The following is a 20,853-nucleotide window of genomic DNA, read 5'->3' as shown; positions in this document are numbered from 1 at the left end:
GTTCCGCACGCGAGGGCAGGAAAGCCACTTTCCTGCCCTGTGAGGGCCGGAAAGTGGCTTTCCTGCCCTCCCCCAGCACCGTGGTGAGCCCTCAGCGGATCTCCATCGTGTCGAACGTGGGCGCGGGCGGGCGGGCGGTGCTCGTCTTGCGCGAGTAGAAGAACGCGGTCGAGGCGATGTCGTCCTGCAGCGGCAGGTAGCGCCCGCCGGCGCGCCAGCCCAGCGCCTGCACGTCGACGCGCAGCTTCTCGCGGAACCGGATGGGGTCGGGCAGGTGGAAGCGGTACATCCCGAACCGCTGCTGGCTGCGGTAGAGCCCGTCGGGGCGCAGCACCTGCGGCATCCCCAGGTACGGGGTGCTGAACTCGCCGTACCCGCCGCGCTCGTGGCCGACGTCGAAGTTCCAGGCGCCGCCGAAGTAGTCCTCGGTGCCGGTGCCGCAGATCGTGGGGAACGGCTTCTCCGCATCGAGGTCGCCGTCGAGGTAGAACTTGACCTCGCCCTCGCCCCACCAGCCGGTGTTGTGCACACCCCACGCCATGTAGGTGCCGACGTAGTGGCCGGGGCCCTCGACGCCGTCCAGCAGCGTGTGCACCGACTTGTACGGGAGCGGGTTGCTGCGCCGCCACTGCGCGTGCAGGTGCGCCGCCTTCGAGGGCACGTCGCCGAGCCAGTAGTCCACCTGGAAGTAGACGATCACCGGCTCGTCGTGGGTGTTCTCGATCGTGATCTTCGCGTTGTCCCGGAACGGCATCTCCCAGTAGCAGTTGAACCCCCCGTTCGGGTTCACCGCCACCGGCAGCGCGTTGACCTGCGCGAACTCGCCCCACCCCGAGCAGAAGAAGTCGCCGATGGGGGTCTCGACGGCCGGCTCGTCGTCGCCTTCCCAGAACGCGCGGAACACCAGCCGCCGCCAGTGGTCGCGGTGTGTGGTGAGCCAGATGTGGGTGATGCAGCCGCGCCCGTCGATGTCGGCGATCGTTGCCGTCGCGCCTGCGGCGATCTCGATCGACGGCGAGACCTTCCAGCCGAGGCCGAGGTCGCGTGATGCGTTCGCGCCGGTTCCGGTGGTTGCGCGCCCGCCCTGGCCCGGCTCACCGGTGGGGTTCTCGGCACTGATGGAGCGGGACTCGACGTCGAGCACGGAGCTGATGCCCGTCAGGCTCCCAACTGGTGTCATGAACGCAAACTATCGGGCTGATGATCCCAACCGCTGGCGCCGCGCTTCGTACAGCGCCACCGTCGCCGCGTTCGACGCGTTGAGCGAGCTGGCGGAGCCGGTCATCGGGATGCTGACCATCACGTCGCAGGCCTCGCGCCAGCCCGCGCTGAGTCCGGCCGTCTCGTTGCCGATGAGCAGCAGCACGGGCCCGGTGAGGTCGAACCCCGCCAGGTCGGTGTCACCCAGCTCGTCGGTACCGACGATCGTCGCCCGCCCGGCCAACCACTCGACGACCTCGCGGTGCGACGGCGTGCGGACCACCGGCAGCGCGAACAGCGACCCGGTCGAGGCGCGGACCGCCTTCGGGTCGTACGGGTCGGCGGCGTGGCCGGTGACGACGAGCCCGTCGGCACCGAACGCGTCGGCGGAACGCACGACGGCGCCGATGTTGCCCGGCTGCGTCGGCCGGTCGAAGACCAGCCCGAGGAACGTGTCGTCGACCGGGATCCGCGCGAGGTCGTCAGAGGGCATCGCGACGACGGCGACGATCTCCGCGGCACCGTCGACCTTCTCGCTCAGCTCCGCAAGCAGCTCCGAGGCCATCGCGACCCGCTCGGTGTCGAGCCCGCGCAGCAGGTCGTCGGCCCATCGCGAGAGCGGCCGCTGCGCGTCGTGCAGCACCGCACGCACCGTCCAGCCCCGCTCGACGGCCATCGTGATCGGCCGCACCCCCTGCACGAGGAACTCCTTGGCCCGCCCGCGCTTGGTGCGGTTGGAGAGGAGCGTCTGCAACTGCTGGAAGCGGGCGTTGCGGCTCATGATCCGCGATACGGCCACGGCCAGACGGTACCGAAGTGCGCGGCGGCGGTCCGTACTGGCAGGCTCCGCGATGTGGATCGCCATCCCTATCTGGACGGCCCGTACCCGAGGGCCTACGCCCACCGCGGCTGGCACATCGACGAGCTGGCGGGTTGCGAGAACACCCTCGCCGCGTTCCACCGGGCGGCCGAGGAGGGCTTCGGCTACCTGGAGCTCGACGTGCACGCCAGCGCCGACGGCATCGCCGTCGTCCACCACGACTCCACGCTCGACCGCACGACCGACGGGCACGGCCCGATCGCCGCGCTGCCCGCCGCCGCGCTCGGTGACGTCCGGATCAAGGGTGCGCACCCGATCCCGCTGCTGGAGCAGGTGCTGGGCGAGCTGCCCGAAATGCGGATCACGATCGAGCTGAAGTCCGACGCCGTGGTCGGTCCGGTGCTGGCCGTGCTGGAACGCACCGACGCGTGGCACCGCGTCTGCATCGGCGGCTACAACGGGCGATGGCTCGCCAAGGCCCGCGCGGCCGGCGGGCAGCGGCTGTTCACGTCGATGGCGTACGGCTCGGCGCTCGGGCTGCGCAGCAGGGCGTGGCTCGACGCGCTGCCCGGCCCGCTGTCCCGGCTGCCCGCGCTGCCGGTGCGGGGGAACATGGCCCAGCTCCCCCACCGGTACGGCGCGCTGACGGTGGTCGACCACCGCCTCGTCGCCGTCGCGCACGCGTCCGGCAGGGAGATCCACGTCTGGACGATCAACGATCCCGCGGAGATGGCCGAGCTGCTAGACATGGGGGTCGACGGGCTGCTGAGCGACCGTCCCGACCGTCTGCGGACCGTGTTGCAAGAGCGCGATGAATGGTCGGGATCAACTCGGTAGCCGCACTGATGCGTTTGCGGCCGCAGGGGCTAATGTCCCGCGGATGAGCGACGCGCCGCCGACCTCGACCGTGCGCGTCCAGGTGTTCGCCTGGAGTCTCTGGGACTGGGCGTCGCAGTCCTACGACACCGTGATCCTGACGTTCGTCTTCTCGGTCTACCTGACGACCGCGGTGAGCGCCGACGAGACGGCGGGCGCCGCGCAGCTGGGCTGGACGCTCACCGCGGCGGGCGCGCTGATGGCGCTGACCGCGCCGGTGATCGGGCAGCGGGCCGACGCCACGGGCCGGCGGAAGCTCTCGACCGGGATCTGGTCGCTCCTGACCATCCTGTCGATGGCCGGGCTGTTCTTCGTCGAGAACGATCAGGCGTTCCTGGTGCTGGGGCTGGTGCTGCTGGGGCTCGGGTCGATCTTCTCCAACCTCGCCGCCGTCTCGTACAACGCGATGCTCACGCAGATCTCCACGCCGGCGAACGTCGGGCGGATCTCCGGGTTCGGCTGGGCGATGGGGTACGTCGGCGGGATCGTCGTGCTGATGTTCGGCTACATCGGGTTCATCGCGGGCGAGGGCGATGTCCGCGGGTTGTTCGGCGTGCCGACCGCCGACGGGTTCAACATCCGGCTGGTCGCGCTGGTCGCCGCCGCGTGGTTCCTGGTCTTCGCGATCCCGCTGTTCCTCGCCGTGCCGGAGACGCCGCCGCAGCCGGACGGGCAGCAGCGCCTCGGCGTCGGCGGCTCGTACCGCAAGCTGTTCCTCGACCTGCGCGACCTCTACCGCGCGAACCCGCACACCGTCTACTTCCTCGGCGCGAGCGCGCTCTACCGCGACGGGCTCGCCGCGATCTTCACGTTCGGCGCGGTGCTCGCGGTGCAGGTGTACGGCATCGCAGCCGACGACGTCCTGATCTTCGGCGCGGTTGCGAGCGTCGTCTCGGCGATCGGCGCGTTCGGCGGCGGGCTGCTGGAGGACCGGGCCGGGCCCAAACTCGTGATCATGGCGTCGCTCGTGGGCATGGTCGTCGCGGGCATCGTGCTGCTCGGCGTCTCCGGGCCGGGGATGTTCTGGGTGTTCGGCCTTTTCCTCACACTGTTCGTCGGCTCGGCGCAGTCGTCGTCGCGCACCTTCCTCGCCCGGCTCACCCCGGCCGGGCACGAGTCCCAGATGTTCGGCCTCTACGCGACCACGGGGCGGGCCGTCTCGTTCCTCTCGCCGATGATGGTCGCGATCTTCACTTCGCTGTTCGGCGCGGTGCGCGCCGGGATCGCCGGCATCGTCATCGTGCTGGCGCTGGGCGCGATCACGCTGGTGCTCGTCCAGCCGCCCGCCCGTGCCGCCCTCACAACCTCGAAAGAGCTGTGACCAGCCGGTCCACGTCCTCCGGCGTGACGTGCAGGTGCGGGGAGATGCGCAGCGACTCCCCACGGACCGCGGCGTAGCACCCGGCGTCGGTGAGCGCGGCCAGCGCCGCCGCGCGGGCCGGCTCCGGCAGCCGCACACCGAGCATGTGCGGGCCGCGTTGCTCCGGCGGCAGCGGCGCGAAGCCCAGCCCGGCGACCCGCTCCGCGATGGTCGTCGTGAGCCGTTCGAGCGTTGCGGCGACCGCCGGCACCGTCCAGGCCTGCAATTGGGTGAGCGCGGCGACGGCCATCGGGAGAAGCTCGAACTTCGTGCGCTGCCCGACGTCGAACCGGCGGGCGCCGGGTTCGTACTCGTCGCGGTAGTCGACGAGCCGGGCGAAGTCCTGCGCGCCGGCGCGCACGATCCAGTTCTGCTCCAAGGGCTCGCCCTCGCGGTGCTCCGGCGCGACGTAGAGGTAGCCGACGCCGAACGGGCCGAGCAGCCACTTGTAGCCGACGCTGACGACGAAGTCGGGGCGCAGCGCGCCGACGTCGAAGGGCATGGCACCGATCGACTGGCTGCCGTCGATCACCAGCCGCGCGCCCACCTCGCGGGTGCGGGCGCTGATCGCGTCGAGGTCAAGCAGCGCGCCGTCGGTCCAGTGCACGTTCGGCACGCTGACCACCCGCACCCGCCCGTCGATCACCGAGAGGACCGCGTCGGTCCAGCTCTGCTCCTCCGTCCGGCGGACCGTCACCACCTCCGCGCGCGACGCACGGGTCGCCGCCCGCCAGGTGTAGATGCCCGACGGGTACTCCTGCGCGAGCACGACCACCCGGTCGCCGGGGCGCAGCGGGGTGTTGCGCGCGGCGACGGCGATCCCGTAGCTGGTGGCCGGGACGAGCGCGACGCCCTCGGCGTCGGCACCGATGAGCCCGCCGAAGAGGGCGCGGAGGCGTTCGACATCGGCGAACCAGTCGCGGGCCGATATCGCCCACGGCGCGGCGCGGCGGTCGAGCGCCGCCAGCCCGGCGGCGCGCACGGAATGGAGCTGCGGTGACAGGTTGGCGGTGTTGAAGTAGGCGATCTCCGGCGGGACGGCGAACGCGTCGCGCTGCGGGGGAAGCGCAGGAGCGAGGTGCATGATCCCGAATATTCACCCTGCTGGGCGGTAACGCGTAGCGAACACGGGTGTAAATACCACGTCAGGACCCGGTGACATAAGTCACACTTGGCTGACACGTCACATCGGCGTGTGTAGACGAGCGGGATGGTGGACACTCAACGCTCGGGACGGCGAACGTCCGGTGTCTGTCATGTGACGGACACCTGGATGCGGTTCGTCCCGACGGCGGGAACATACGGCTGCTCTGCAGACGTTACACCCGGTGGATATGGCCGCGGGAGCATCCCTCGGCCCAGAACGGGAGGATGACGCATGGCCGACCGCGTGCTCCGTGGCAGCCGGCTCGGGGCTGTCAGCTACGAGACCGACCGCAACCACGACCTCGCGCCGCGGCAGTCGATGCGCTACGCGTGCCCTCGGGGGCACGACTTCGAAGTGCCGTTCGCCAACGACGTCGAGGCACCGTCAACCTGGGAGTGTCGCCTGCACGGCAGCATCTCCAAGCTGGTCGACGGAGTCGAGCCCGAGACGAAGAAGGTCAAGCCCCCGCGCACGCACTGGGACATGCTCCTGGAGCGCCGCTCGATCGCTGACCTCGAGGTACTGCTCGCGGAGCGCCTTGAGCTGCTCGCCGAGCGCCGGCGCGAGATCGCCTGACAGAGCGAGAAATACTGGAGCCGGGTCGCCACAGGCGGCCCGGCTTCTTCGTGCGGGCCAGCGGGATGCGTGCGTTCCGCACGCGTTGCCAGGAAAGCCACTTTCCTGGCACACCCCGGGGCCACGCGGCCCGACTACGCGTCGAGGACCTGCCCCTGCCGCTGCACCACGGGCGGCGCGCTCGACCACGGGAAGTTGATCCACCGGTCGGTGTGGCGCCACACGTACTCGCACTGCACGGTGCTGTGCGGCTTCTCGTAGACCACCGCGCAGCGCACGTCGGCCACGTGGCCTGCGCAGAAGTCGCGCACCAGCTTCAACGTCGCGCCGGTGTCGGCGACGTCGTCGGCCACCAGCACCTTCGCCCCCGAGAGGTCGACGACGTTCGGCACCGGCGGCAGCATGATCGGCACGGGCAGCCGCTCGTCGACGCCGGTGTAGAACTCGACGTTCGCCACGTGCAGGTTCTTCACCCCGAGCGCGTAGCCCAGCGCCCCCGCGACGAACAGGCCACCGCGGGCGATCGACAGGATGATGTCGGGGCGGTAGCCGTCGTCGGCGACCTGCTGGGCGAGCGCCCGCGACGCCGTGCCGAACAGCTCCCAGGTGAGTTCCTCGCGCGCCTCGCTCACGCCGCCATCCCACTCGAACGCCCACCCGGACGCCCGGCCGCACCCGGCTGCGCCTCACCCGGGAGGACGTCCCTGCGCGCCACCCGCGCGACGCCCCAGCGGGTCACCCGCCACAGCGCCTCGACCACGATCGTCATGCTCATCTTCGACCTTCCCCGCACGCGTTCGGTGAACGTGATCGGCACCTCGCGGACCACGAACCCGGCCCGCACCACCCGCCACGCCATGTCGATCTGGAAGCAGTAGCCCTGCGACGAGACGGCGTCCAGCGGCAGCTCTGCGAGCACCTGCCGGCGGAACACCCGGAAGCCCGCGGTGACGTCCGCGATCGGGACACCGAGCGCGGTCCGCGCATAGAGGTTCGCGAGGCGCGAGAACACCAGCCGGTGCGCCGGCCAGTTCCGCACCTCCCCGCCGGGCACGTACCGCGAGCCGAGCACCAGATCCGCCGTCGACGCCGCCGTGAGCAGCGCCGGCAGGTCCTCCGACGCGTGGGAGCCGTCCGCGTCCATCTCCACGACCAGCGTGTACTCGCCCTGCAGCGCCGACGCGAACCCGGCGAGGTAGGCCGTGCCGAGCCCGGACTTGCCCGGCCGGTGCAGCACCGAGACCTGGTCGTCGGCCGCCGCCAGCTTGTCGGCGATCTCGCCGGTGCCATCGGGGCTGCTGTCGTCGACGACCAGCACGTCGGCCTCCGGCACAGCCTTGCGCAGGCGGCTGACCAGCGGTTCCAGGTTGTCCCGCTCGTTGTACGTCGGGACGACCACCAGCACGGCCCGCTCGGCCGGCTCACCCATGCTGGTCCCCCGACGACCGTGCCTGCTGAACCTGGGGTGCCTGCCGCTGCCTGCGCCGACCCACCACGGCGAACCCGATGGCGAGGACCCCGATCGCCACCAGCGCCCACTCGGGGCCGGTCCGCAGCCGGGACGCCAGCGTGGTGGTGTCGCGCAGCACCGTCCGGTCGACGAGCACGTCGGGCGTGAACTGCTTCGTGCTCGCGGTGACCGTCCCGTCCGGCTGGATGATCGCGCTCACGCCGCTGGTCGTCGCGATGATCGAGGTGCGGTCGTGCTCGACGGACCGCACCCGCGAGATCGCCATCTGCTGGAACGTCATCTCCGTGAACCCGAAGGTGGCGTTGTTGCTCGGCACGGCGAGCACCTGGGCGCCGGCGTCGACGCTCTCGGCGACGGCGTCGTCGAAGGCGACCTCCCAGCAGATCGCCACGCCCACCCGGACCCCGGCCATGTCGACGGCGCCGGTCCCGGTGCCGGGGACGAAGAAGCCGGCCCGGTCGACGTAGGGCGAGAACATCCGGAAGAAGTCGCGCCACGGCATGTACTCGCCGAACGGCTGGATGCGGCGCTTGTCGTTGCGCTCGATCATCCCCTGGCCCGGCGCCCACACGAGCGCGGAGTTGGTCGTCGTCTTCCCGTCGGGGTTGCGCAGCACCGACCCCACCAGGATCGGCACGCCGACGGCGGCCGCGGCCCGGTCCAGCTGGGCGGCGGCGTCGGCGTTCTGCAGCGGGTCGATGTCGCTGGAGTTCTCCGGCCAGATCACCAGGTCGGGCTTCGGGGTCAGCCCGGCGGCGACGTCCGCGGCGAGCTTCTCCGTGACCTTGACGTGGTTGTCCAGCACCGCGCGGCGCTGCGCGTTGAAGTCGAGGCCCAGGCGCGGCACGTTGCCCTGGACGGCCGCGATCGTGACCGTCCGCCCAGTCGGGCCGGTCGCGGGGACGAGCGCGGCGAGCGGCCCCGTCAGCATCGCGACGACCCCGATGAGGGCGGGCACGGCGGCGGCGCGCAGCGGCTTGCGCTGCACGAGCCTGCGCACCAGCTCGCCGAGCGCGAGCCCGGCCACCACCGTCACGAACGACAGGAGCGGCACGCCGCCGATCGCGGCGACCGGCAGCAGCGGCCCGTCGGGCTGGCCGAGCCCGATCCGGCCCCACGGCATCCCGCCGAACGGGATCCGCCCGCGCACCGCCTCACCGATGATCCACACCGCCGCCATCCAGACCGGCGCGGCCGGCAGCCGTGAGACGAGCGCGATCAGCACGGCGGTGGCGGCGATGAACAGCGACTCGAACACCGAGAGCGCGATCCACGGCAGCGTCTGCACCAGCGACGACACCCAGTGCAGCATCGGCACCATGAAGCCCATCGCGAACAGGAAGCCGTAGCCGAAGGCCGGCCGCAGCCGGCGTCCGGTCAGCACGATGCCGAGCAGCGCGAACGCCGGGAGCGCGAGCCACCACGTCGTGCGCGGCGGGAAGCTCAGGTACAGCAGCACGCCGCCGCCCGCAGCGGCCAGCACGTTCACCACCAGCAACGACAGCCGGTTCCGGCCGGCCGGTGACGGCGGGTCGGGGGGCGCCGGATCGGGGTTGGGCGCTGCGGGATCGACGGTGGGGGCGGCCACTCGATGAGGGTACGTGTCCGATGTCAACTCACCGTGATCGCGCCGGTGGTCCGGCCGGCGCCACGAACTTCCCCACCGTTTTGTGCACTTGCGCGCCTGCGGAGCGCGCAGATGCACAAAACGGTGGGGGAAGTTCGGGTGCGAGTCAGCGGGCGGGTGCTGCCGCGCCGAGCAGGTGCGCGTTCCCGAGCGCGTCCAGCACGCCGGGCGCCCCCGTCCGGACGTACCACTCGTATCCGTAGGCGGCGGCGAAGTCGGCCGGCAGCACGGCCGGGTCGACCTGGCTCTCGTGCGCCGTGATCGCCGAGTGCTTGACGGTGAGGTGCTCGGCGGTGCCGGCGACAGCCAGCGCGATCTCCGCGGTCACCCGGCCGAACGGCACCGACGCCGCGCGCGCGGCGCCGTGCACGAGGTGCTGGTCGCGAGCGCTGACGTGCAGGTGCTCGCGGTCGACGGTGATCCGGTAGGAGGTCGCGGCGAGCAGCTCGGCCGCGGTCGCGCCGATGCGGTGCACCGCGCGGTGGTCGGGGTGGCCGTAGATGCCGTGCTCGTCGTCGTGGACGATCGTGTCGGCGCCCTCGTCGTCGGCGAGCTCGGCGACGATCCTGGCCAGGTGCAGCGGATCGGCCGCAATGAGCGCCCTGGCGTGCTGGGCGCTCTCCCAGCCGGGCAGGCCGGAGTCGCGGTGCCCGAGCAGCACCAGCCGGGAGACGCCGAGCAGCTCGGCCGCCCGCTCCAGCTCGGCGATCCGCCGCTCGGGAACGGTCTCGCCGGCCCGCAGCGGGACGCGGGAGGAGCCGAGCTCACCGGCCGTCGCGACGACGAGGACGGTGCGCGCACCCGCGTCGGCGAGCCGCCGGAGCGTGATCCCGGTGAAGATCGACTCGTCGTCGGGGTGCGCGTGGAGTGCGAGGACGGTGTGACCGCGAAGGTCGGGGCGGGACACGGGCATGGTGTGGTCGCAGACGTGCGGGCCGCTCGCGCGGCGGAGGAACGGGGGCCGGGGTCAGCTGCAACAACAGCGACAACCCGGACAGCAGCGGGCCACACCCACGCCGCTGGTCCGTTCCGTCATGGCGCACAGTGTGCCACAAACCCGCGCCTTGTCCCGACTCAGTACGCGCGTTTGGGCATCAGCACCCACAAGACGATGTAGATGATGAACTGCGGGCCGGGAAGCAGGCAGGAGAGCAGGAACAGCAGCCGGACCGCGTTGGGGCTCCAGCCGAAGCGCTCCGCCAGTCCGGCGCAGACGCCGGCGATGACCTTCCCGTGCTGCGGTCGGGTCAGGGTCGTTGCCACTGTGGGCTCCTTCTTCGTCACGCGGCGTCCCTCGCCGCTGACACCAGGTTGCCCGTTCCCGATGGTCGTTTCACTCGGGGAAGCCCCCGAAACTCCCCTGGTGCCAACCCCGGAAGGCTGACGGGCCCTCAGGGTGATCGCCGAGGGTGAGCGGGCGTTGCCCCACCCGGCTGAAGATCGCGACTTGTCCACAGGGGTCGCTGAACGCCCTGGTCAGAGCCATCCGATCACGTCTAGCGTCCTCCGCGTGCCCCGATCCCGCCTCGCCGCAGCTGCGGCCATCGCGCTGGTGTCGTGCCTCGCCGTCCTGGCGCCGGCCACGGCCGGCGTCGCAACGGCCGCGCCGCGCGGCCCCGAGACCGTGGTGGTGCTTGGCGACAGCGCCGCCTCCGGGGAAGGGGCGGGCGACTACGAGCAGGGCACCCGCGGCGAGAACGACAACTGGTGCCACCGCTCGCCCCACGCCTACGTCCACCGCACCAGCCTCGCGCCCGAGTCGGTCAACCTCGCCTGCTCCGGCGCGCGATCGGCCGACGTCGGGTTCGGCGCGCCGGGGCACTACACCGAGCCGTCGCAGGCGGGCCGGCTCATCGAGGTCGCCGCCCGGCTGCGGGTCACCACCGTGATCGTGCAGCTCGGGGCGAACGACGACGCCGCGCTCACCGGCACCGGCATCGCGTGCATCAGGGCGTTCATCGACCCCACCGAGCCGCCGTGCCGCCAGACGCTCGGTCCGCTGATCGCCGACCGGATGGCCGCGACCGCACCCAAGGTCGAGGCGGCGGTGCGGGACGTGCGGTCGGCGATGCGGCAGGCCGGCTACGGCACGGGCGACTACACGCTCGTGCTGGCGTCGTACGCCTCCCCCGTCACCGAGAACATGATCCCGCTGCAGGGCGCATTCGGCTGCCCGTACAGCCGCCCCGACGCCGGGTGGGGACGCACCCAGCTGTTCCCGGCGCTCGCCTCGGCGCTGCGCGGGGTCGCCGACCGCACAGGCGCCCGCTTCCTCGACCTCACCAGGGCCACGGAGGGCTTCGAGGCCTGCTCGCGCCCCCTGAAGAGCGAGGAGTGGCAGCGGCGCATCACCGTCGATCCCGAGCCGCTCGTCTACGGCGGGCTCGACGCCATCGGCTACCACCTCGCGCAGGAGTCGTTCCACCCCACCGTCGCCGCGCACGCCGGGATGGGCCGGTGCGTGGGCCAGCTCGTCCGCTCCGGCGCACCGGCCGGCAGCTGCGTGGCCGGCGCCGACGGGAACGTCCACCTCGAGACGTCCCAACCGGCGCCGGCGCAGGCCTGACGGCCGGCGGGACCGCGGAACGCACACGAGTGCGCGGATGGTGGCCTTAGCCGAGCACGACCAGCTCGTGCGGCTGATTGTTGAGCCGCTCGCAGCCGGTCTCCGTCACGACGACGATGTCCTCGACCCGCGCGCCCCACGCTCCGTCGAGGTAGATCCCCGGCTCGACGCTGAAGGCCATACCCGGTTCGAGCGGGCGCGGGTTGCCCCCGACGATGTAGGGCTCCTCGTGAACGTCGAGCCCGATGCCGTGCCCGGTGCGGTGGATGAACCGCTCCCCCAGCCCCGCGTCGGCGATGACGTCGCGGGCGGCGGCGTCGACGTCCTCCGCGGTCACCCCCGGCCGGACGGCGGCGACGGCACGTTCCTGCGCCGCCTGCAGCACGGCGTACTCCTCGCGCACCGCCGCTGACGGCTCGGCGCCGACCGCGTAGGTGCGAGTGCAGTCGGAGTTGTAGCCGCTGGCCAGCGGGCCGCCGATGTCGATGACGACGACGTCCCCGTTCTCGATCACGCGGTCGGAGACGTCGTGGTGCGGGCTCGCGCCGTTCGGGCCGGAGCCGACGATCACGAACGCGGCCGACGTGTGGCCCTCCTCGACGATCGCGGCCTCGATGTCCGCCCCGACCTGCGCCTCCGTGCGGCCCGCCTTGAGGAACTCGCCCATCCGTGCGTGCACGCGGTCGATCGCGGCGCCGGCAGCCCGCAGCTCGGCGATCTCGCCCTCGTCCTTGCGCATGCGCAGCTCACGCAGCACCGGGCCGGCGAGGTGCTGCGTGGCCTCCGGGAGCGCGTCGCGCAGCCCGAACACGTGCACGGCCGCCATCGAGTCGACGACGGCGACGCGGGTGGGGCCGCCGGCGAGGTCGCTGGTGAGCAGGTAGGGGTCCTCGCCGTCGACCCAGGTGACGACCTCGACGCCGAGCTCGTCGAGCGGCAGCCCGGCGTAACCCGGCGCCTCCAGCCGCGGCACGACGAGCGCCGGCGGCGCCAGATGGCCCGACGCGGGGACGAGAAGGCAGGTCAGGCGCTCGTGCGACTCGCCGTCGGCACCGATCAGGTAACGCAGGTCGGTGCCCGGTGTGATCAGCAGCAGCTCGACGTCGCTCGCGGCGGCGACCTCGGCGGCGCGGCGCAACCGCTCGGCGAGCAGGTCGGTGGGAACGGCCGGTGTCATGAACGTCAGGGTATTCCGGCAAGCTCTTCCCCGTGACCGCACCCGCACCTTCGCTGATGTTGCTGGATGCCGCGAGCCTGTACTTCAGGGCGTACTACGGCGTGCCCGAATCGATGACCGCGCCCGACGGCACCCCGGTCAACGCGGTGCGCGGGTTCACCGACATGGTCGCGCGGCTCGTCAACGACCGCCGCCCCACGCGGCTCGTCGCCTGCCTCGACCTCGACTGGCGGCCCGCGTTCCGGGTCGAGGCGCTGCCCTCGTACAAGGCGCACCGCGTGCCCGGCGAGCCGGAGACGGCCCCCGCCGGGGTGCCGGAGCTGATCCCCGACACGCTCGCGCCGCAGGTCCCGGTGATCCTGGAGGTGCTGGCCGCGGCCGGGATCGCCACGGCGGGCGCCGAGGGATACGAGGCCGACGACGTGATCGGCACGCTGGCGGCGGGCGAGCGCACCGACCCGGTGCTCGCCGTCAGCGGCGACCGCGACCTCATGCAGATCGTCCGCGACGAACCGGTGCCCGTCCGCCTGCTCTACGTCGGGCGGGGCCTCGCGAAGGCCGAGCACCTCGGGCCGGCCGAGGTCGCGACCAAGTACGGCGTGCCGGCCGGGCGGGCCGGTTCGGCCTACGCCGAGATGGCGATGCTGCGCGGCGACCCGTCCGACGGGCTGCCGGGCGTGCCGGGCGTCGGCGCCAAGACCGCGGCGACGCTGGTCGGCCGCTTCGACTCGTGGGCGGAGTTGCGCGCCGCCGTGGACGACCGCACCGACGGGCGGCTCAGCGCACCGGTGCGGTCCAAGCTCGCCGCCGCGGAGCCGTACCTCGCTGTCGTCGAACCTGTCGTGCGGGTGGCCCAGGACGCTCCCGTGCAGCTCGACCGCGAGGACGTGCTGCCGCACACCCCCGCCGACCCCGACCGGCTCGTGGAGCTCGCACAGCGCTGGGGCATCGCCAGCTCGGTCGAACGCCTGGTCAAGGCGCTGGGAAAGCTCTGACGTGACCACCCCTCCCGGAACACCGCCGCAGGGACCCGGCGAGCCGACCCGGGAGATGCCAGGCGGCGGCCTGCCCGGTCGGCAACAGCCGCCGGCCGGGCCCGGACACGAGACGCGACCGTGGACGCCGCACGGTCCCGGGCCCGGCGCACCGGCACCGGGGCAACCGCCGTGGGCGCGCCAACCGCAGTTCCACCAGCAGCAGCCGTTCCAGCCCGGGCCGCCGTTCGCCCCACCCCTGCCGCCGGCCCCGTCGCGGCGGTCGGCCCTGCCGTGGGTCCTCGGCGGGCTGGGTGCCGTGCTGGTGCTCGCGCTGGCCGGGCTCGCCGTCGTGCTGGCGGCCCGCCCGACCCCGCTCCCGTCGCCGCCGGTCAGCGCGCCCACCGGAATCCCGGCGCCCACCACACCGGACGCCGCGGCCGAAGAGGGCCGCCTCGCCGCGGTCACCCTGACCACCGGCGAGGTCGGACTGCCCGTCGTCGAGGCGGGTCGCTTCGGCAACGAGGGCGGCGCGCTGATCAACTGCCGGGAACAGCTGCCGTCCGACAGCGCGGTGGCGCTCATCCACGAGCGTCACTGGCGCGACCCGACCGCGACCCCGATCACGGTGATCCACCACGTGCTCGCCTACGACGGTCCGCGTGGCGCGGAAGCCGTCGAGCAGGCGCGCTCGACGTTCCTGTCGGCGTGCCAGCGCTACGTGGCCAGCACCGGCCGCGCCTGGGTCGTCGACTCGCAGCCGCAGCTGCCCGCCGTCCAGGGTGTCGAGGCGCAGTGGGCGGTCTGCACCCGCATCGACGACCCGCAGTACGTCGGCGCCACCTGCACGGCCTACCTCGCGCGCGGCGACGTCGTCTCGGTGCTGACGGTCAGCGTCGGGACGAACGACCCGACGCAGACCAAGGACGTCTTCGACCAGCTCACCCCCGCCGCCGCACGGCTGCTCGCGAAGAGCTGACCGCAGGCCGCTGGACGGGCGTTCCGCACGCAAGGGCAGGAAAGCCACTTTCAGGCCCGGTGAGGGCAGGAAAGTGGCTTTCCTGCCCTCCACGCGCACCCCCGGGGCAGATGGCCGACCGGCGCAGTGCGCCCCGGCCAGCTCGTGCGACCGGGTGGGGTCGACGTTGCACACCGTGGGTGTGCTTTGCACATGGCCGGCCATGTGCAACGTGTGTCGACGGTGTGCAACGTGTGTCGACGGTGTGCAACGTCGAACCAGGGGCGGCGGCGATTCACCGGAAAGCCACTTTCATGCATCGTCATTGCATGAAAGTGGCTTTCCTGACCCTCTGACCGGCCGGCGGCGCAGGGGATCGGAGCCCAGGGTGGTGGAGCTACTGCGGGCGGCCGACCTCGTAGTTGCCGGCGTTGGTCGTGATCATCACCGGGACGGTCAGCTCCTGGCCGTCGACGGTGGCCTTGCACTCGAACTTCGTGCCCGCCTCGACCTTGACGCTGGCGCCGCAGCTCACGGCCGTGGCGGTGACCTTGTAGTCGTTGCTGAGCACCTGCTGCACACCGGTCTGCAGCGCGGCCTGGTCGAACACGCGCGTGACGAAGAACCCCGGCGCGATGAACCCCAGCACGCCGACGATCACCGCGACCAGCACGACCGCACCGCCGATGATCAGCGGCAGCTTCGACTTGCCACCCGACCTCGACGACGGCGCACCAGGCGGCGGGAAGCCCTGCGCACCCTGCTGCCCCCACGCCGGTGGCGACTGCTGCCCCGGCGGGGGTTGGTGGCCCGGCCACTGCTGCGTCGCCTGGTGCTGTTGCTGCTGCTGCGCCTGCTGGCCGCCCCAGCCCTGCTGCTGCTCGCCCCACGCCGGCGGGGACTGCTGCTGGGCGGGCTGCTGGCCCCAGATCGGCTGCTGGCCCCCGAGCTGCTGAGTCGGCTGCTGCGGTGACTGTTGGGGAGACTGCGTAGTCGGCTGCGGTGGCGCCGGTGGCTGTTGCTGCCACGGGTTGGTGGTCGGCGCCTGCTGGTACTCCTCACCCTGGTACTGCTGCCCCGGGTACTGGGGCGCCTGGTAGGGCAGCTGCTGGCCCCACTGCTGCGGGTTGGGCTGCGGCTGTGGTGTCTGCTGTTGGGGTGTCTGCTGCTGGCCCTGCTGCCCCCAGACGGCCTGTGTCTGGTCGACCCCGCCCTGCTGCGCCTGCTGGCTCCACGCCCTCGGGTCGACGGACTGGGTCTGGTCCGGGTCGAAGCCCGGGGTCGGCTGCTGCGCACCCTGCTGGGCGTCGGGCTGCGCCTGACCCCAACCACCGGCTGGCTGCTGACCCCAAACGGGCTGCTCGGCCGGCTGCTCAGCCGGGTTCCCGTGCGGGGGTTGGGGGCCGGGGCCCTGGGGGGTACTCATCACAGACCCTTCTGGTGGAGCGGTTGCGGCGATCAAAGCACAGCCGCATCGAACGGCACAGAGGCAGGCTCAGACCGTACCCACCGCGACGACGCCCCTGCGCACCGCGGCCCCCGCCTTCGCGGCGGCCTTCCCGACTTCGCTCGCCCGTCCCGCGACGCCTGCGATCTGGTCGAGCAGGTCGAGGACCTGCCGGCACCAGCGCACGAAATCGCCTGCTGAGAGCTCGCTGCCGTTCTGCTCGGCGGCGGAGAGCACCGCGGCCAGCGACTCGCCGCGGGCCCAGCGGTGCATCGGCCAGGCGAAGCCCAAGTCGGGCTCGCGGGTGCGTTCCACCCGATGGCGGCGCTCGTCGCTCTCCAGTTCCCCCCAGAGCCGCACCGTGTCGGCGAGGGCCTCCGAGACCTTCCCCGAGGGCACCCGCGGCACCGGCCCGACGTCCCGTCGCGACTCGTAGACCAGCGCCGACACGACGGCGGCGAGCTCGGCGGGCTCCAACCCCGCCCAGACGCCGTGCCGGAGGCACTCCGCGGTCAGCAGGTCGGACTCGCCCCACAGGCGGGCGAGCCGCTCGCCGTGCTCGGTGACGGCGTCAGCGCCGTCGACGCCCGGCTCGGCAACGAGGTAGTCGCGCTCGGCGAGCAACGCCCGGATCCGGTCGAAGGCGCGGGCCAGCGAGTGCGTCGTCGCCCTGACCTTCTGGCGCAGCTGCTCGGTCTCGCGCTCGAGCCGCGCGTGGCGCTCGGCCCATCGCGCGTGCGCCTCGCGGTCGTCGCAGCCGTGGCAGGGGTGCGCGCGCAGCGCCCTGCGCAGCGCCGAGAGCTCCGCGTCCTCGACGGCGTCGCCCCTGGTCCGGCGCCGTGGGGTGGCCGGCGGGCGCAGCCCGGTGTTGCGGAGGGTGGAGGCGAGGTCGCGGCGCACCCGTGGGGCGCGGTGGTCGACCCGCTTGGGCAGGCGCATCCGGCCCAACGGCTGGACGGGTGCCGGGAAGTCGGCGGCGGACAGGCGCCCGGCCCAGCGATCCTCGTTGAGCACGAGCGGGCGCGGGTCGCCGTCGAGGTCGATCCCGGGGTCGAGCACGACCGCGATGCCCGAGCGGCGACCCGACGGCACCGCGATGACGTCACCCGGCTTGAGCGCGCGCAGCGACTCGGCGGCTGCTTCGCGGCGCTCGGAGTGGCCCTGGCGCGACAGCGTCTTCTCCCGCTCGCCGACCGAGCGGCGCAGCGCGGCGTACTCGGCGAAGTCGCCGAGGTGGCACTCCATCGAGGCCGCGTAGCCGGCCAGCGCCTCGGTGTTCCGCTCGATCCGCCGCGCGAGCCCCACGACCGACCGGTCGGCCTGGAACTGCCCGAGCGACTGCTCCAGCAGGTCGCGGGCCGCTTCCGTGCCCAGCCGGGCGACCAGGTTGACCGCCATGTTGTAGCCGGGCCGGAACGAGCTGCGCAGCGGGTAGGTGCGGGTGGAGGCGAGCCCGGCGACCTGCGTCGGGTCGACGCCCGGCTGCCAGACGACGACCGCGTGGCCCTCCACGTCGATGCCGCGGCGGCCGGCGCGGCCGGTGAGCTGCGTGTACTCACCGGGGGTCAGCTCGGCGTGCGCTTCGCCGTTGAACTTGACCAACCGCTCCAGCACCACGGTGCGGGCCGGCATGTTGATGCCAAGCGCCAGCGTCTCGGTGGCGAACACGGCCCGTACGAGACCGCGGACGAACAGCTCCTCGACGGTCTCCTTGAACGCCGGCAGCATCCCGGCGTGGTGGGCCGCGATGCCGCGCTCCAGCGCCTCGCGCCACTCCCAGTAGCCCAGCACGGCGAGGTCGGCCTGCGGGAGGTCGGCGGTGCGGCGGTCGACCGTTCGGCGGATCTCCGCGACCTCGTCCTCCGTCGTGAGCCGCAGCCCCGACCGGACGCACTGCCCGACGGCCGCGTCGCAGCCGGCGCGGCTGAAGACGAACGTGATCGCGGGCAGCAGCCCGTCGCGGTCGAGCCGGTCGATCACCGTGGTGCGCGACGGCGGCCGGAACCTGCTGTTGGAGCGGCCGTTCCCGCCGGAGCGGCCGCCGCGGCCCCGCCCGCGGTCCCAGACCGCGCTCTGCCGCTCGACGTCGTTGGTGTGGCGCACGAGGCTCGGGTCGACCCGCAGGTTGCCTTCGGTGTCCTCGCCCGCGAACAGGTCGAGCAGGCGGCTGCCGACCATCATGTGCTGCCAGAGCGGCACCGGCCGGTGCTCGTCGACGACGACCGTGGTGTCGCCGCGGACCGTCACCAGCCAGTCGCCGAACTCCTCGGCGTTGCTCACGGTCGCGGAGAGGCTCACCAGCTTCACGTGCTCGGGCAGCTGGAGGATCACCTCCTCCCACACCGCGCCGCGGAAGCGGTCGGCCAGGTAGTGCACCTCGTCCATGACGACGTGGCCGAGGTGCTCGAGCTGCCGGCTGCCCGCGTAGATCATGTTGCGCAGCACCTCGGTGGTCATCACGACCACCTGCGCATCACCGTTGACCACGGTGTCGCCGGTCAGCAGCCCCACCGCGTCGGCGCCGTGGCGGGCGACGAGGTCGGCGAACTTCTGGTTCGACAGCGCCTTGATCGGCGTCGTGTAGAAGCACTTCTGCCCCTGCGCGAGCGCGAGGTGCACCGCGAACTCCCCAACGACCGTCTTACCGGCACCGGTGGGGGCGCACACGAGCACGCCGTGCCCCTCCTCCAACGCCGCGCAGGCGGTCTGCTGGAAGCCGTCCAGCTCGAAAGGGAGGTTCGCCGCGAACTCCACGAGCTGGGGTCGTGCGGCGCGGCTCCTGGCGGCGGCGTAGGCCTCCGCGGGCGCCTGCGAACTGCTGGCCACGCCACCAGGTTGACACACGTCGACACGAGCGACGTTCTCAGGTGACGTCGTCCAGCCGGGCCGGCTCCGGTTTGCGAGGTTCCTCAGGCGTGATCGGCGCGGGCGTGTCGATCATGCTGGGGGTGGTGTCGATGACGCTGGGCGTGGTGTCGATCGGCGACGGGGCGTCCGGATCCCACTCGTCCCAGCCCTCCTCGGCACGCTTCTTCGCCTTGCGCTTGTCGTTGAAACGCGAGATCTGGATCGCGATCTCAAAGAGGAGCACAAGGGCGATGGCGAGCGCCAGCATCGAGATCGGGTCCTGACCGGGTGTCGCGATCGCTGCGAAGACGAACAACCCGAAGGTCAGACCACGTCGCCAGGCCTTGAGCTTCTCGTACGTGATCACGCCGGCGAGGTTGAGCATCACGACCAGCAACGGCAGCTCGAAGCTCACCCCGAAGATCAGCAGCAGTGCGATGACGAAGGAGAAGTAGGCGTCGCCCGAGAGCGCGGTCGTCTGAATCTCCGCACCGATCGTCAGCAGGAACGCCAGACCCTGCGCGATCACGAAGAACGCCAGCACGGCGCCCGCGACGAACAGCACCGACGCACACGAGACGAACCACAGCGCGTATCGGCGCTCCTTGGCGTACAGACCAGGGGTTATGAACGCCCACAGCTGGTAGAGCCACACCGGACAGGCCAGCACGACACCCGCGAGCGCACCGACCTTGAGCCGCAGCGTGAACTGGTCGAAGGGGCCGGTGCCGAGCAGCGTGCAGGACCCGTCGGCGGTGAACACCGCCCGGGACGACTCGGGGATCGAGCAGTAGGGGTACTTGAGCAGATCACCCAGGCTCATCGTGCCGAAGAAGCTGACACCGAACCAGATGTAGCCGAAGATCGTGGTGATGACGATGGCGATGATCGCGATCGTCAGGCGGTCGCGGAGCTCGAACAGGTGCTCCGCGAGCGACATCGTGCCGTCGGGGCTCTTCGGACGCCTGCTGCCCCCGACAAAGGGAAGGCGGACCACTGCGGCGGGACTACTGCCCGGTGTTGCCGGGGCTGGGCTGGCTCGCCTTGGTTTGCTGCTCAGCCGTCGCCGGCGGCAGCGCGCTGGGCGGTGTCGGTTCGGCAGCCGGCTTCTCGGGGGCGGGCTTCTCGGCCGCGCCCTCGTCGTTCTTCATGCCCTTCATCTCGCCCTTGAACACACGAGCGGACTGGCCGATGGAGCGCGCCATGTCCGGCAATCTCTTGGCACCGAACAGCAGTACCAAGATCCCGATCAGGATCACGATCTCCCAGCCGCCGAGACTCGGCATGGCTCTCGTCCTTCCGCCCGTGGTCAAGTCCACTGGAGTCTACGCCGCGACATCGGTGCGGCGACGCGCGCGCCTGGCGGCTCAGCCGGACCCGGTCCGCCGCTCCGCCGCCGTCGCCCGCAACGCAGCCGTGCGTTGCGTGATCGCCACGCTCAGTGCCGTTCGCTGGCGGGCGAGGCGGCGTAGCGGCGGTCCGACCAGCACTACCACCAGCAACGCGAGCAAGCCGACGCCGACCGCCACCGCCAGCAACGCGATGATCAGCTCACCCATCACCCCTCCGTCCCGACGGCGCACCTCGGCAACCGAGTGGCGATCATGTCAGAGCCGAGGTGCCGAGGGCACACGGCTGGGATGGGTGCGCAACGCACGCGTTGCCAGGAAAGCCACTTTCCTGGCGCCACAGGACAGGAAAGTGGCTTTCCTGGCACTCCCACCCACCCGCGGTGACGTCCCCAGGAGTGGTGTAACTCCACTTCGCGGAGGCTCTGCGGTTCAGATCATGCCGTGATCAGCGCGGG

The 20,853-nt window shown here is 72.0% G+C and carries 20 protein-coding genes; 6 read left to right on the top strand and 14 right to left on the bottom strand.

The features are described 5' to 3' along the window. Positions 1-91: 91 nt before the first annotated feature. Positions 92-1,180, bottom strand: coding sequence for a glycoside hydrolase family 172 protein (locus LL648_RS42645; RefSeq protein WP_232668698.1), 1,089 nt, complete (start codon positions 1,178-1,180; stop codon positions 92-94). Between the two features lie 9 nt (positions 1,181-1,189). Beyond that, positions 1,190-1,999: a TrmH family RNA methyltransferase gene (locus tag LL648_RS42640; protein ID WP_232668697.1), complete on the bottom strand. Its 810-nt coding sequence runs from the start codon at positions 1,997-1,999 to the stop codon at positions 1,190-1,192. A 54-nt stretch (positions 2,000-2,053) separates the two neighbouring features. Here LL648_RS42640 and LL648_RS42635 point away from each other — a divergent pair, with 54 nt between their 5' ends. Next, a complete protein-coding gene (locus tag LL648_RS42635; RefSeq protein WP_232668696.1) occupies positions 2,054-2,857 on the top strand; it encodes a glycerophosphodiester phosphodiesterase family protein in 804 nt (267 codons plus the stop codon). Between the two features lie 43 nt (positions 2,858-2,900). After that, positions 2,901-4,217, top strand: coding sequence for an MFS transporter (locus LL648_RS42630; RefSeq protein ID WP_232668695.1), 1,317 nt, complete (start codon positions 2,901-2,903; stop codon positions 4,215-4,217). Here LL648_RS42630 and LL648_RS42625 read toward each other — a convergent pair. Then, the gene (locus LL648_RS42625; RefSeq protein WP_232668694.1) at positions 4,195-5,340 is read right to left on the bottom strand and encodes an aminotransferase class V-fold PLP-dependent enzyme; all 1,146 of its coding nucleotides are present in this window, start codon (positions 5,338-5,340) and stop codon (positions 4,195-4,197) included. The genes LL648_RS42630 and LL648_RS42625 overlap by 23 nt on opposite strands. Positions 5,341-5,634: 294 nt before the next feature. Between LL648_RS42625 and LL648_RS42620 the strand changes: the two genes are divergently transcribed. After that, positions 5,635-5,979 (top strand): RNA polymerase-binding protein RbpA, encoded by a 345-nt coding sequence (locus tag LL648_RS42620; RefSeq protein ID WP_232668693.1) that lies wholly within the window; start codon positions 5,635-5,637, stop codon positions 5,977-5,979. A gap of 134 nt (positions 5,980-6,113) precedes the next feature. Here the strand turns inward: LL648_RS42620 and LL648_RS42615 are convergent, their stop codons facing one another. From LL648_RS42615 to LL648_RS42595, 5 genes are all read right to left on the bottom strand, one after another. Next, positions 6,114-6,611: a phosphoribosyltransferase gene (locus tag LL648_RS42615; protein ID WP_232668692.1), complete on the bottom strand. Its 498-nt coding sequence runs from the start codon at positions 6,609-6,611 to the stop codon at positions 6,114-6,116. Continuing rightward, a complete protein-coding gene (locus LL648_RS42610) occupies positions 6,608-7,408 on the bottom strand; it encodes a polyprenol monophosphomannose synthase (protein WP_232668691.1) in 801 nt (266 codons plus the stop codon). Before LL648_RS42610 ends, LL648_RS42615 begins: the two co-directional genes overlap by 4 nt. Further along, positions 7,401-9,038 carry an apolipoprotein N-acyltransferase gene (gene lnt / locus LL648_RS42605; RefSeq protein ID WP_232668690.1) on the bottom strand — a complete coding sequence of 546 codons (1,638 nt, stop codon included), beginning with the start codon at positions 9,036-9,038 and terminating at the stop codon, positions 7,401-7,403. The genes LL648_RS42610 and lnt overlap by 8 nt, the downstream gene beginning before the upstream one ends. A gap of 145 nt (positions 9,039-9,183) precedes the next feature. Further along, positions 9,184-9,984 carry a PIG-L deacetylase family protein gene (locus LL648_RS42600; RefSeq protein ID WP_232668689.1) on the bottom strand — a complete coding sequence of 267 codons (801 nt, stop codon included), beginning with the start codon at positions 9,982-9,984 and terminating at the stop codon, positions 9,184-9,186. Between the two features lie 167 nt (positions 9,985-10,151). After that, on the bottom strand, positions 10,152-10,340 hold the full coding sequence (locus LL648_RS42595) for a PspC domain-containing protein (RefSeq protein ID WP_232668688.1): 189 nt from the start codon (positions 10,338-10,340) through the stop codon (positions 10,152-10,154). 247 nt (positions 10,341-10,587) lie between these two features. Here LL648_RS42595 and LL648_RS42590 point away from each other — a divergent pair, with 247 nt between their 5' ends. Next, positions 10,588-11,643: a GDSL-type esterase/lipase family protein gene (locus LL648_RS42590; RefSeq protein WP_232668687.1), complete on the top strand. Its 1,056-nt coding sequence runs from the start codon at positions 10,588-10,590 to the stop codon at positions 11,641-11,643. Between the two features lie 46 nt (positions 11,644-11,689). Here LL648_RS42590 and LL648_RS42585 read toward each other — a convergent pair whose 3' ends face one another. After that, positions 11,690-12,820, bottom strand: a complete 1,131-nt coding sequence (locus tag LL648_RS42585) for a M24 family metallopeptidase (RefSeq protein WP_232668686.1) — start codon at positions 12,818-12,820, stop codon at positions 11,690-11,692. Between the two features lie 56 nt (positions 12,821-12,876). Here LL648_RS42585 and LL648_RS42580 point away from each other — a divergent pair, with 56 nt between their 5' ends. Further along, the gene (locus LL648_RS42580) at positions 12,877-13,815 is read left to right on the top strand and encodes a 5'-3' exonuclease (protein ID WP_232668699.1); all 939 of its coding nucleotides are present in this window, start codon (positions 12,877-12,879) and stop codon (positions 13,813-13,815) included. A gap of 1 nt (position 13,816) precedes the next feature. Continuing rightward, the gene (locus LL648_RS42575) at positions 13,817-14,773 is read left to right on the top strand and encodes a hypothetical protein (RefSeq protein ID WP_232668685.1); all 957 of its coding nucleotides are present in this window, start codon (positions 13,817-13,819) and stop codon (positions 14,771-14,773) included. Between the two features lie 376 nt (positions 14,774-15,149). On the opposite strand, the gene LL648_RS42570 is transcribed toward LL648_RS42575, so the two are convergent. The 5 genes from LL648_RS42570 to LL648_RS42550 all read right to left on the bottom strand — a co-directional run bounded on the left by LL648_RS42570 (position 15,150) and on the right by LL648_RS42550 (position 20,605). Next, the gene (locus LL648_RS42570; protein WP_232668684.1) at positions 15,150-16,178 is read right to left on the bottom strand and encodes a DUF4333 domain-containing protein; all 1,029 of its coding nucleotides are present in this window, start codon (positions 16,176-16,178) and stop codon (positions 15,150-15,152) included. Between the two features lie 69 nt (positions 16,179-16,247). After that, positions 16,248-19,025 (bottom strand): DEAD/DEAH box helicase, encoded by a 2,778-nt coding sequence (locus tag LL648_RS42565; protein ID WP_232668683.1) that lies wholly within the window; start codon positions 19,023-19,025, stop codon positions 16,248-16,250. Positions 19,026-19,062: 37 nt separating this feature from the next. Continuing rightward, positions 19,063-19,986 (bottom strand): twin-arginine translocase subunit TatC, encoded by a 924-nt coding sequence (gene tatC, locus LL648_RS42560; protein ID WP_255687572.1) that lies wholly within the window; start codon positions 19,984-19,986, stop codon positions 19,063-19,065. A 67-nt stretch (positions 19,987-20,053) separates the two neighbouring features. Continuing rightward, entirely contained in the window at positions 20,054-20,332 is a 279-nt protein-coding gene (gene tatA, locus LL648_RS42555) for a Sec-independent protein translocase subunit TatA (protein WP_232668681.1), read from the bottom strand. Between the two features lie 81 nt (positions 20,333-20,413). Beyond that, positions 20,414-20,605 (bottom strand): hypothetical protein, encoded by a 192-nt coding sequence (locus LL648_RS42550; protein WP_232668680.1) that lies wholly within the window; start codon positions 20,603-20,605, stop codon positions 20,414-20,416. Between the last annotated feature and the right edge of the window lie 248 nt (positions 20,606-20,853).

This window comes from Pseudonocardia sp. TRM90224 (assembly GCF_021245725.1).
GTDB lineage: Bacteria > Actinomycetota > Actinomycetes > Mycobacteriales > Pseudonocardiaceae > Pseudonocardia.
The sequence above is the reverse complement of the archived record's forward strand: the minus strand, read 5'-3'. Positions and strand labels throughout refer to the sequence as shown.

Coding starts and splice junctions, on each gene's coding strand:
- LL648_RS42570 (WP_232668684.1), bottom strand. CDS start 16,178: ATGAGTACCCCCCAGGGCCCCGGCCCCCAACCCCCGCACGGGAACCCG.
- tatA (WP_232668681.1), bottom strand. CDS start 20,332: ATGCCGAGTCTCGGCGGCTGGGAGATCGTGATCCTGATCGGGATCTTG.
- LL648_RS42580 (WP_232668699.1), top strand. CDS start 12,877: ATGTTGCTGGATGCCGCGAGCCTGTACTTCAGGGCGTACTACGGCGTG.
- LL648_RS42620 (WP_232668693.1), top strand. CDS start 5,635: ATGGCCGACCGCGTGCTCCGTGGCAGCCGGCTCGGGGCTGTCAGCTAC.
- LL648_RS42630 (WP_232668695.1), top strand. CDS start 2,901: ATGAGCGACGCGCCGCCGACCTCGACCGTGCGCGTCCAGGTGTTCGCC.
- LL648_RS42625 (WP_232668694.1), bottom strand. CDS start 5,340: ATGCACCTCGCTCCTGCGCTTCCCCCGCAGCGCGACGCGTTCGCCGTC.
- LL648_RS42585 (WP_232668686.1), bottom strand. CDS start 12,820: ATGACACCGGCCGTTCCCACCGACCTGCTCGCCGAGCGGTTGCGCCGC.
- LL648_RS42550 (WP_232668680.1), bottom strand. CDS start 20,605: ATGGGTGAGCTGATCATCGCGTTGCTGGCGGTGGCGGTCGGCGTCGGC.
- LL648_RS42610 (WP_232668691.1), bottom strand. CDS start 7,408: ATGGGTGAGCCGGCCGAGCGGGCCGTGCTGGTGGTCGTCCCGACGTAC.
- tatC (WP_255687572.1), bottom strand. CDS start 19,986: ATGTCGCTCGCGGAGCACCTGTTCGAGCTCCGCGACCGCCTGACGATC.
- LL648_RS42645 (WP_232668698.1), bottom strand. CDS start 1,180: ATGACACCAGTTGGGAGCCTGACGGGCATCAGCTCCGTGCTCGACGTC.